Genomic DNA, 10,302 nt, shown 5'->3' on the forward strand with positions numbered 1-10,302 from the left:
GTGTTAGGTTTTATCACATGAATAATTTATTATTATATCACACATTTATAGGAAATACGCATAAAGGAATATGTGATTACGGAAACTTTATTCTATTAGAATGAGAATAAACATTAAACGAATGACCACGAATAAACCCTACTACTGTAATGTTTAGTTCTTCCGCTAGCTTAATAGCTAAATTTGTTGGAGCAGATTTTGATAATATGATTCCAACACCGATTTTTGCAGCTTTCAACAAAATTTCTGAAGAGATTCTCCCACTAATGACGATTATTTTATCGCGCACAAAGGTCTTTGATATCAATGCATAGCCATATATCTTATCAAGTGCATTATGTCGTCCAATATCAGTACGTTTAATGATCATTTCATTCGGTTTGCAAAGAGCTGCATTATGGACGCCACCGGTTTCATGGAAAACAACACTGTCTTCTTGCATATCCTTCATTAATTTTAAGCATTGTTCTGCAGTAATTGTTGTTTTACTTGTGGAGGTTTTTGCTGTTTTAGTATCATTTTGAAAATAAAACTGTCTGCCTTTCCCACAGCATGAACCGATAAATCGTTTTGAATAAAATTGCTGACTTGTCGTAAAATCAGCTGTTAAATCGACATATGCAAGCCCTTTTGCTTCATCAATTGACATTGAAACAATTTCATCAGCAAAACGGATAACTCCTTCAGAGGCAAGAAACCCGAATATTAATTCTCTCATATCAGATGGAGTACAAACCAATGTGGCAAATTCCTGCCCGTTAATAAAAATAGTTAATGGGTATTCTGTTACGATGTAATCCTCAATCTCGTTCACCATTCCTGCTGAAAACTTCACGATCTTTTGATTAATTCTCATTTTTGAATTCATGCGATCATCAACCCTATCATTTTTATTTCAATTTTTATTGTTCTCCGATATAATAGATAAGTTCTTTTTCTATTACTCATATTAGGTTTATATGTACCGATAAATATGAAACTGCTAAATGTACTTTATAAGTACAGCATATTCACTTTGAAGTTAAAGTTATGCCGAGGTCTTAAGCAATAACTAATTGAGTTAGACTTTAATGCATCAATTATTTTTTTGGAAGGAAGAGGTGATAATATGAGAATTATTTTATATTTAGCATCCATCATTTTGGCAAACGTAATCACAGCAGCATTTCAACCGATTCAATTTTCCGTGTTTATTATTCCTATGGGAACACTTTTAATCGGTGCAACATTTATTTTGCGTGACCTTGTCCAAAATAAAATTGGGAGAAAGAAAACATATCTTTTTATTGGTTTAGCACTTATATTATCTGCAGTTGTTTCATCATTATTAGGTGATACGTTATATATTGTCATTGCTTCAGCTATCTCATTTTTACTAGCTGAGACAACAGATACGGAAATTTACACAAGGCTAAAGCTCCCACTTGCTTGGCGGGTATTTTATAGTGGAATCGTTGGTGGATTACTGGATTCTGCAGTATTTGTCATCATCGGATTAAGTCCAATTGGTGCTAATATCCTACCATGGGAGGCTGTTCCAGCAGCGATTATCGGACAAGTCATTGTCAAAACCCTAATTCAAGGAATAGGTGCCTTAATTGTTAGCAAAATTCACACATTTCAGCATGAGTAATAAAAAGAAAAGTTATCTTAAAGCTTGTTGTTCATTTCTTAACACTTTATCTATCGGAGAAAATACTCTGCTACAAGAGGAAATAAACAACCAAGCAAAGAAAGAAAAAAGATAAATGATTAAAACAGGATGACTCTAGAGGTTTAGACCCTTATCCAACCATCTGTATATAGATTTCTCCTTTTTTGAGTCTAAATTATATGTTTGAGGGTCTATAGCCTTTGGTTATGGGTCATCCTTTTTTATAAATTAATTGTCATAATTATCAACTTTACTTTATAAATTTATACAAGCAGATAATTTTTACATCCTAAAATCAACTCGAGTGATAAAACAAATCGAAGTATTTACAAACTTTGCTACGGGATAGCGCTCCTGTCTCTGTTTCAAGCTTGTAAATGTAAGCGGTTTTATTGTTTATGGTCTGGTCAGAAAGTTGCGATCCTGCTTGAAGCTAACCGTCAATACCTAAGTTCACATAATTTTTTATGTGTATTAAAGGAGATTGACGGTTTATTTGTATCTAAAGGGAACAACTTGAATTTTTCCATTTATAACAAATGCGAGGGGATGAGTGTGTGAAAAAGACGAAAAACCGTTGGCTTATAGCAGCTTCTGCAGTTGGAATTCATATTTCAATAGGTTCAGTTTACGCATGGAGTAATTTTACTAATCCATTAATCGACCAATTTGGCTGGTCTGCACAACAGGTTCAATTAACCTTTAGTATCGCCATCCTTTTTCTTGGTTTGTCGGCAGCATTTCTTGGACATTTTGTAGAAAAGTACGGTCCGAGAGCATCAGGGTTACTTGCTGCAGGTTTTTTCGGGGTCGGTGTTATCGGTGCTGGCTTTGCTGTAAGCATAGGTTCCCTGCCATTGTTATACATTACTTATGGAGTATTAGGAGGTATTGGGTTAGGAGTTGGGTATATTGCACCGGTTTCAACACTAGTAAAATGGTTCCCTGATCGAAGAGGTCTTGCTACAGGTTTAGCTATTATGGGATTTGGATTTGCAGCTGCAATAAGTAGTCCGATAATGGATTTACTTATTAAATCAGTTGGAACAAATCATACATTTTATATTTTAGGTGCAGCCTATCTATTCATCATGACATTGTCATCACTTTATTTAGAAAAACCGCCAGCTGATTGGCTACCAAATGGTATGAAAGCTAAAATTCAATCTGGCAAAGTAAAGGTGAACAATGATTTATCACAGCTAACTGCTAACGAAGCGATTAAAACACCACGATTTTATTATTTATGGCTAATGTTATTCATTAATGTAACGTGTGGAATTGCAATTCTTTCTGCCGCTAAACCGCTTGCTCAGGAGAGTATTGGCCTATCAACAGTAGAAGCTGCGGCATTAGTTGGCGTTATGGGGATATTTAATGGGTTAGGCCGAATTGGTTGGGCATCAATTTCTGATTATATTGGCAGACCGAATACGTATACAACGTTTTTTGCCCTACAAATTATTTTATTCGCTTTCTTACCACATACAACAGAAGCAATTCTTTTTCAAATCATGCTAGCTATTGTTTATACATGTTATGGTGGAGGATTTGCAGCAATTCCAGCATATATTGGAGACTTGTTTGGCACAAAACAACTTGGTGCGATTCATGGATATATTTTAACAGCTTGGGCTGCTGCAGGACTCGCCGGACCTATGTTTGCAGCTTGGATGAAGGATACGACTGGTAGCTATGGCACTAGTTTAACATTTTTTGCAGGATTATTTGTGCTAGCCCTAATCATATCCATTTTAATTAGAAAAGATATTCAAAAAGTTCGCAAACAAAATGAGGCGGTTGCTACAGAACCATCAATAAGCAGCTAAAGAAAGACGATGAATGTTCATTTCTTAACCATATTTAATAAAAATCACCCCTCTTATTTAAGGAGGAATATATGAATAAATATGAAGCTGAATTTAGTAACATTGTTCGCTCGTTTCGAAAAAAACATATGGGAAAAGGACCGAGTAAAATCACAACTACATTTTGCAAAAATTGGGCGATATGTGAAATGGAAGGTAATTTATCACCCGTTGAAAAATTCATTGCTAGTGCTGATGAAGGAAAACAAGTGTTACGCTCTGCCCGTACTGAGATGGTGAAACAAATGTACAGAAAAAACCGACCAGTTGAAATGGAAAACTTTTTAGAGAGTAATTTTGTTGATTTATTTGTAGATATTGATATTGATCGAGATTTTGGCATGTCTATTTTTGTCTTTGACGAGGATATAGAGAAGAAATTTTCCAGTAAAAAATAAAGGGTTTGGTACTTTGTAGCGATCCTGCAAAAGGCTAACCACCGAAAACCGCGGCTATACGAGGTTCGGTGGTCTTTTTGTTAAAGGATGAACACGTAAAAGAAACCTTGGGATTCTCTTAATTTAAGCATCTAATCCTGATGAACACTGCAATTATAGATTTAATGCAGAAAAGTCTAGAAAAAGGAGTGGTTCTAATGGGAAAGACAAAACATACCGGTCCAATAAAGCTGAATAAGAAGCCATCTCCAAAACTATGGAGTAGCTTGATTCCAATGGGTCTAGGTAAAGTAAAACCTCATCATATTCGTGACACAATGAAGGTCATATTAGAAAATCGTGATAATTTACCTTATGCTTATCGTATTCTAACACAAGGAGTATGTGATGGATGTGCACTAGGTGTATCAGGTCTACACGATCAAACATTATCAGGTCCCCATCTTTGTACGACAAGGCTAAATGTATTGCGTTTAAATACTGCACCAGCTATTAATTCCGAGCTTTTACATGATGTTGAGTATTTACGAACATTATCAAGTACAGAACTACGAAAGCTTGGGCGGATTCCGTACCCATTATTGAGACAAAAAGGAGAATCAAAGTTTACGAGAATCACTTGGGATGAGGCGTTAAGCCGAATTGCTAGTAAAGTGAAAGAAATTAGTCCTAAACAATTGGCTTTTTATTTAACAGCTAGAGGCATAACGAATGAGGTATATTATACAGCTGCGAAGGTAGCACGTTTTATCGGAACGAATAATATTGACAATGCTTCACGAATATGTCATTCACCTAGTAAAACTGCATTAAAACGTTCTCTTGGAATTGGAGCATCTAGCTGTAATTATAAGGATTGGATCGGAACAGATGTCCTAGTTTTTTGGGGCTCTGTTGCCGCAAATAATCAACCTGTATCAACTAAATACATGTATGCAGCCAAAAAGGCAGGAACAAAAATCATCATGATTAATCCATATCGAGAACCTGCAATGGAAAACTACTGGATTCCTTCTATTGTTGAAAGTGCACTATTCGGAACGAAAATTGTCGATGATGTTTATCAAGTAAATATTGGTGGAGATATTGGATTTATGAACGGTGTCATGAAATATTGGTTTGAAATGGAGGAAAGAAATCCAGGGACAGCAATTGAATACACCTTCGTAAAAGAACATACAAATGGATTTGAATTATTAAAGCAACATCTCGAAAAAATGGCGTGGGAGCAAATTGAACAATCTTCAGGTCTTTCGCGGCAAAGAATTGGTGAATTTGCCCAATTATTGGCAAATTCACGTACAGGTGTATTTGTATGGAGTATGGGACTAACTCAGCACCGATTTGCAACTGATAATATTTCACAGGTTGCAAATCTCGCTCTATTGCGAGGCTTTATCGGCCGGGAAAAATGTGGAGTCATGCCAATTAGGGGACATAGCGGTGTTCAAGGCTCAGGTGAAATGGGAGCAGATCCTTTTGTCTTACCTGGAGGAGAATTTGATGATGAAACGATAAACCGAATTGAACAAGTTTGGGGATTTACACTGCCAAAATGGCAAGGTGACACTGTTGGACAATCAATTGAGAATGCACTTTTACCAGATAACCATGAACGCAAGCTCAAGCTTTTTTATACAAGTGGAGGAAATTTTTTAGAAACGATGCCTGATCCACAGTTTATTAAGGAAGCTCTTGAGAAAGTAGAGCTACGTGTTCATCAAGATATTATCTTGAATACGTCTACACTACTTGATGCAAAAGAGGAGGTAATAGTCCTACCAGCAATGACAAGGTATGAACAGCCAGGGGGAGGAACATCTACAAGTACAGAACGTATGGTTTATTTTAGTCCGGAAATCGAAGGACCAAGGATCGAGGAAGCTAGATGTGAATGGGAAATCTATGTTGATTTGGCAAAAAGAATACACCCAGAAAAAAGTAATCTCATACATTTTGCACATGCTGATGAAATAAGAAAGGAAATTGCTGTAGCAAATCCTAATTATAATGGTATTCAGCATTTAAAAAAGCAAGGTGACGTCTTTCAATGGGGTGGGGCATGGTTATGTGAAGGAGGTCAATGTCCTACAAGTAATGGAAAAGGAAATCTAATTGCGATCGATCTCCCAGAAAATCGCCGTACAGAGGGCCAATTTTATATAACAAGTCGTCGTGGTAAACAGTTTAATTCGATGATTTATAGTGAAATTGATCCTTTTAATGGTGGACATCGTCACGATATTATTATGAATTCACAAGATGCAGCCAGTCTTGCAATTACCGAAGGAGAAAGCATTGTTATTTATAATAAGTTTGGAATGCTTCAAGGAAAAGCTAAATTTGACAATATCTCTAAAGGAAATATCGCAGTCTATTGGCCAGAAGGGAATGTATTATTTAGAAAGGGAATCTATGAAAAACATGCGAAAATTCCGGAGTATAACACTGTCGCTTTAGTAGAAAAGGCGGAAATGTATCACGCACGAAAAGACAAAAACTATCTCGAAAAACGGATTGCAGACCTTGAGGTAGATTTTGAATAACAATCATGCAGGGGGAAAATGAAATTCCCCCTTACATTTATTCCTCATCATTAACTTCACCATCACCAATTTGATCTTCACCTGGCTCGTCATCACATGCAACAAACGTAGTTGCAATAATTCCAGCTAAAAAAAGAGTTAACAACTTTTTCATTTGATTCACCACCTTGTATAAACAAAAATAGTGCAAATTTCTTAAAAATCTTTTACTGCTTTTTATAGTAATTCCCTGAACAATAACGATATATGTATAATAGAAATTTCCTATTTACATCATAATAATGAAAAAATTGCAATGTCTTGTATAATCTTCTAGTTAACCATGGTAAAATGAAAACGTCTTTATTTAAACATTGGGGGTACATAATGGACGAAAAAGCAAAGAGTTATATTGAATTATATATTTATTTTTCAAAGAATTTAGGGAGATTTCTAACAAAGTCAGAACAAGACTTTCTTAAATGGATAGTAATTAAAGAATCATGACGAATCTAAATAAATCTACATAAGCAAAAAAAGGTTAACATAAGAGTTAACCTTTTTTGCATGGATCAAACCTTTTAAAGCAGCCATTTTTAAAGTTTTTAATGTCATTTTAGAACTTTAAAACACCGTGATTTTAATAGAATTAACATAAAATATTAAGTAATTATAAATATTCAAAATACATGCAGTTTTTTAGATATAATGGGGATTGAAAGAGGGATTGTAATGAAAAATAATGAATCGATTTTATTAGTAGAAGATGATCAAGAAATTGCTCGAATTATTTGTGACCATCTTCGAAAATCTGGATATTCAGTTACTTGGGCATCGACTGGAAAAGAAGGCTATGAGGATTTCAAACAAGCAAAATATGAGCTTGTATTAGTTGACTTGATGCTTCCCGAAATGGATGGTTTTACACTGTGCAAAACTATACGTCTTGAAAGTGATGTTCCATTAATTATTATTAGCGCAAAGCATGAGGAAGAAAGCAAAATAAAAGGTCTCGGTTTAGGTGCAGATGATTATTTAACAAAACCGTTTAGTTTAGAGGAATTATCTGCTAGGATTCATTCTCATCTAAGAAGGTATCGCAGATACTTATATAAGGATGAAGCTGGCTTGATTACAAAATACAACGATGGATTATGTATTGATTTTGAAAAAGAAGTTGTTTTTCTTCATCAAAAAACGGTTTCTTTAACAGCAAAAGAGTTACATCTTTTATTGATATTAGCTAAAAATCCATTACAAACATTTTCAAAATCAGAATTATATGAGCATATTTGGCAACAAGTGGATGTTGAAGGGAATAACACTGTTACCGTTCATATTAAAAGTCTTAGGACAAAAATAAACGATGGAATGCGTACAGCTAAATATATTCAAACTGTTTGGGGAGTAGGCTATCGATTTATAGGTGAGGCACTTACATGAAAATTAAATATTGGTTAATGATAAGTTATTTAATCGTGATGGTACTACCAGTTATGACTCTCTATTTCCTTTATATTAGTATTCATAGCTACCATGAAAAACAAGACATCACTGAATTTATGGAATTTTCTAATCGATTAAAGGAAATGGAGCCTATATTAGAAAAGCCATCCCTTTATTCCTATCAAACGGTTGAACGTTACGAAAAGCAACTTGCTCCATATGCGAGCGATAAGCTAAAAATCAATTTATATATGCCTGATGGCAGAATGCTATATTCAACCTTAGACGATCCTTCAATATATCGATATATCCAATATAATGTTGACAAATTATACAAGGATTTAAATTCAATTTTAAAAAAACATCGGACATATTCCTTCAAAAAACCTGTTTTTCACGGCGAAACCATTATCGGTATTTATGAGGTGGTAGTATCCCGAGACGAATGGATTGATGGAGTCAATCATCGAACAACTAAATTAATAGGTTTAATGATTGGTTTTTTTATCATTTTATATACGATTGTTGTAATAATGCTTAACAGAAAGCTCAACAAGCCACTTACTATGCTTCAATTACAAATGTCATCATTTGCAAAAGGAGAAAGGCCCCAGCTTTCTATTAGACAAAAAAATGATGAAATAGGTGAATTGATTGCCCATTTTAATAGAATGAAAGCTAAAATTCAACAAACTCAATTAGAATTAAAATCGCAGCAAAAAGAAAAGGAATATATCGTCGCGTCATTATCACATGATTTAAAAACACCATTAACTGTTATACAAGCATATTCGGAGGCATTACTAGATGAGTCAAAATTATCAAATACTGAGCGCTCTGAGTACAAAACGATTGTCTTTGAAAAATTACGATATATGAAGCAAATGTTAGATGATTTAACGATTTATACGACACTGCAAACATCAGAAGAAAAAACTGAATTCGTAGAGGTAGATGGAGAAGAATTTTTTGATATGCTTTTGTCTGGTTATGAGGAGTCTTGTTCTAAAAAGGATATTCAATTAGTTGTTGAGAAATCAGTCTCAGCAGCTTACGAAGTAAATGTTAACCAATGTATTCGTATTGTAGATAATATCATGGGCAATGCTATTCGCCATACAATGAATGGTGAGAAGATTTGGCTCGCTGTTTATTCCTCAGAATCCCAACTTCCACAATGGATCTTCAAGCCTTTCAAACAACATTTAGACCATTGGAGAAAAGGCGGGACGATAATTATCATTCAAAACATAGGAGAGGCTATCCCGCTAGCAAGGCAAGATGAACTATTTGAACCATTTAAACAGGTTGAAGCAGCTAGAGGACAAGGGGGAAGCTCAGGACTCGGACTAAGTATTGCTAAAATGTTAATCGAAAAGCATGAAGGGAAAATCCATTTATGGTCACAAGAAGGTTGTGGAACACTTGTAGCTTGTTGGATAAAAGAAAAGGTGGTATAAAATATGAGCAAAAAAAATCTCCTCATTTTAACAGCGATTTCTTTAAGTTTTTTATCGGGATGTAATTCAAATGTGGCTGCATCCTCAGAAGAAATTGTCACTAATATGTTAGAAGCTGAAGATGATATCTTTTCATACTATGGAAAATCAACGATCGATGTCTATACGGGTGAAGAGCATACTGAGAACATTACAATGGAGGAATATGTTAATGATAAAGGGGAGAAAAAGGTTATCACAACAAATCACCTTGATAACGATCTAAAAACTTTCACCTATAATACTGGCAAACAGCTTATTACATATGATGAAAAGACAAACACTGCACAATCTATTGATTTTGCTTTAACTGAATCACCTATGTTTAACGAATCACCAAAGGATCAAATCGCCCTAACGTTAGATATGATAGATGAAACTCATACAACTGAAATTGTAGGTGAAGAAACCATACAAGGATATGATACTTACCATATTAAAGCAACTTCAAATAAAAAAAATAATCTCCTTGGTGATATTGACATTTGGGTCGATAAAAAATCGTGGCTTGTATTAAAAACAATCACGAATAATGGAGATATACGCACGGTAATCGAATATAAAGAACTAGATTTGTCTCCTTCTTTTAAAAAAGAAACGTTTAAAGTAGATATTCCAAGTGATGTGGAAATTACTCCGATCGATTCAGAAAACAACGTAAAAACTGGTACGTTAGATGAGGCAATTAAAGCATTAGGTAAAGCTTTTCTTATCTTTAAGGATGATGAGCTAACAATCGAAAAAATCGAATGGTATGAATTGAAAGGTGAACTAAATCGTACGGAAGTAACGATTTATTATGAAAAGGATGCAGTTTCTATGTTCAGTGTTTCCGTTTTCCCAACTCCTCCTGAAGCAGATTTAGCATTAGAAGAAAGTAAAAAAACCGTTCGCGGGCAGCATGCTGAATAC

8 protein-coding genes are annotated in these 10,302 nt (G+C 34.7%); 7 read left to right on the forward strand and 1 reads right to left on the reverse strand.

The genetic code is table 11. From position 1 onward, the window contains the following. Nucleotides 1–76: 76 nt before the first annotated feature. Nucleotides 77–868, reverse strand: a complete 792-nt coding sequence (gene fdhD, locus HU235_RS11085) for a formate dehydrogenase accessory sulfurtransferase FdhD (protein WP_174880260.1) — start codon at nucleotides 866–868, stop codon at nucleotides 77–79. A gap of 240 nt (nucleotides 869–1,108) precedes the next feature. Here fdhD and HU235_RS11090 point away from each other — a divergent pair, with 240 nt between their 5' ends. The 7 genes from HU235_RS11090 to HU235_RS11120 all read left to right on the forward strand — a co-directional run. Then, the gene (locus HU235_RS11090; protein WP_174880261.1) at nucleotides 1,109–1,633 is read left to right on the forward strand and encodes a VUT family protein; all 525 of its coding nucleotides are present in this window, start codon (nucleotides 1,109–1,111) and stop codon (nucleotides 1,631–1,633) included. A gap of 578 nt (nucleotides 1,634–2,211) precedes the next feature. Next, nucleotides 2,212–3,483, forward strand: coding sequence for an L-lactate MFS transporter (locus HU235_RS11095; protein ID WP_233452202.1), 1,272 nt, complete (start codon nucleotides 2,212–2,214; stop codon nucleotides 3,481–3,483). Nucleotides 3,484–3,554: 71 nt separating this feature from the next. Beyond that, nucleotides 3,555–3,920: a Na-translocating system protein MpsC family protein gene (locus tag HU235_RS11100; RefSeq protein WP_095300957.1), complete on the forward strand. Its 366-nt coding sequence runs from the start codon at nucleotides 3,555–3,557 to the stop codon at nucleotides 3,918–3,920. Nucleotides 3,921–4,117: 197 nt separating this feature from the next. Beyond that, a complete protein-coding gene (locus HU235_RS11105; RefSeq protein ID WP_174880263.1) occupies nucleotides 4,118–6,466 on the forward strand; it encodes an FdhF/YdeP family oxidoreductase in 2,349 nt (782 codons plus the stop codon). 711 nt (nucleotides 6,467–7,177) lie between these two features. Further along, nucleotides 7,178–7,888 (forward strand): response regulator transcription factor, encoded by a 711-nt coding sequence (locus tag HU235_RS11110; RefSeq protein ID WP_174880264.1) that lies wholly within the window; start codon nucleotides 7,178–7,180, stop codon nucleotides 7,886–7,888. Next, on the forward strand, nucleotides 7,885–9,351 hold the full coding sequence (locus HU235_RS11115) for a HAMP domain-containing sensor histidine kinase (protein ID WP_174880265.1): 1,467 nt from the start codon (nucleotides 7,885–7,887) through the stop codon (nucleotides 9,349–9,351). Before HU235_RS11110 ends, HU235_RS11115 begins: the two co-directional genes overlap by 4 nt. 3 nt (nucleotides 9,352–9,354) lie before the next feature. After that, nucleotides 9,355–10,302, forward strand: a 948-nt coding sequence (locus HU235_RS11120; protein ID WP_174880266.1) for a LolA family protein, incomplete at its 3' end; no start/stop codon positions are given.

Origin of the sequence: Metabacillus niabensis (assembly GCF_902829255.1) — a bacterium.
GTDB lineage: Bacteria > Bacillota > Bacilli > Bacillales > Bacillaceae > Metabacillus > Metabacillus niabensis.

What these genes read in the sequence shown, in the direction of transcription:
- fdhD (WP_174880260.1), bottom strand. Translation starts at nt 868, where the DNA reads ATGAATTCAAAAATGAGAATTAATCAAAAGATCGTGAAGTTTTCAGCA.
- HU235_RS11090 (WP_174880261.1), top strand. Translation starts at nt 1,109, where the DNA reads ATGAGAATTATTTTATATTTAGCATCCATCATTTTGGCAAACGTAATC.
- HU235_RS11100 (WP_095300957.1), top strand. Translation starts at nt 3,555, where the DNA reads ATGAATAAATATGAAGCTGAATTTAGTAACATTGTTCGCTCGTTTCGA.
- HU235_RS11105 (WP_174880263.1), top strand. Translation starts at nt 4,118, where the DNA reads ATGGGAAAGACAAAACATACCGGTCCAATAAAGCTGAATAAGAAGCCA.
- HU235_RS11110 (WP_174880264.1), top strand. Translation starts at nt 7,178, where the DNA reads ATGAAAAATAATGAATCGATTTTATTAGTAGAAGATGATCAAGAAATT.
- HU235_RS11115 (WP_174880265.1), top strand. Translation starts at nt 7,885, where the DNA reads ATGAAAATTAAATATTGGTTAATGATAAGTTATTTAATCGTGATGGTA.